The 1268-nt window shown below is 39.1% G+C and carries 1 protein-coding gene; it reads left to right on the plus strand.

Features of this window, described 5'->3' with window-relative positions:
• The coding region (locus ACIR310F_RS0100380; RefSeq protein ID WP_028082113.1) for an iron uptake porin at positions 1-1030 on the plus strand (1030 nt) is incomplete at its 5' end.
• Positions 1031-1268: the final 238 nt, after the last annotated feature.

Here is a 1268-nt window from a genome sequence, read left to right on the forward strand (position 1 = left end):
CTCCGGTAAAAAAGTCGGTAATAATAACATTACTGATAAAAATACTACTTTAGGGGCCAGAACCAGACTAGAGCTTGTCAGCAGTTTCACAGGAAAAGATAAACTTTTGACCAGGCTAGAAAGCAATAATATTAACACCCCCAATATTCAGACTTCAGAAGGTAAATTGTCTTTTGCTAGTGGCGCACCTAGTAACAATGTTTCCATAGGTGTGCTTTCTTATGGATTCCCCCTCACTAAAAATACTTATGCCAACATTATAGCCAATGATGGTATAGTTCTCGATCTTGACACCACAGTGAATCTATTTGATGGAAATGGCGGTTCTGGTGCTTTGTCTGCATTTGCAACAAGAAACCCAATATACTCTCAACTGGGTGGGGCCGGTTTGGGTGTAAACCAAAAATTCGGGAAAAATTTAACTCTCAGTTTAGGGTACTTAGCTAGTCAACATAATACCCCTACCCCTGGGAATGGTTTGTTTAATGGTCCTTATGGTGCTTTAGCCCAGTTAACTGTGAAGCCCAGTAGTCGCACTTCTCTTGGTTTGACTTACATCAATTCCTATAAGCGACCACTTGCTACAGGTAGTAATAACGCGACATTTACTAACCTTACTTCTGGTACAAACTTTTCCAGTAATTCCTACGGTGTGGAAGCGTCCTTAGGTCTTAGCAAGAGACTTGTTTTAGGTGGTTGGGCTGGATATACCAATAGTCAAATCTTAACTGGTACTAAGGGAGAAGTGGAAACTTGGAACTATGCTGTTACTCTAGGCTTACCAGACTTAGGTAAAAAAGGTAACTTAGCTGGTGTCCTAGTTGGTATGGAACCAAAGGTGACAAATTCTACTGCTGCTGGAGTAACAAAAGACCCAAATACTTCTTATCATATTGAGGGATTTTATCAATATAAAGTTAGTGACAATATCACCATTACCCCTGGTGTAATTTGGTTAACAGCCCCAAATCACGACAAAAACAATGATAGTGTCGTCATTGGTGCTTTAAGAACTACTTTCAGTTTCTAAGTTTCAAACTCAAGCTATTAAGAATAATTCTTAATAGCTCTAATTGTTCATAAAAAACTGGTTTTGGTGTTAAAAATGCAAAAGTTCTCAACATATTTACTAGCTAGTTCCGCTGTCATCAGTGCTATACTATGCACAAGTTATGTGGCGTGGGCTGAGGAAATACCAGCAAACAATCAACAAGAGGTGATGTCACAAGTTACCTCAGTATCTCAATTATCCGATGTGCAACCTAATG

The organism is Dolichospermum circinale AWQC310F, assembly GCF_000426925.1.
Lineage (GTDB): Bacteria > Cyanobacteriota > Cyanobacteriia > Cyanobacteriales > Nostocaceae > Dolichospermum > Dolichospermum circinale.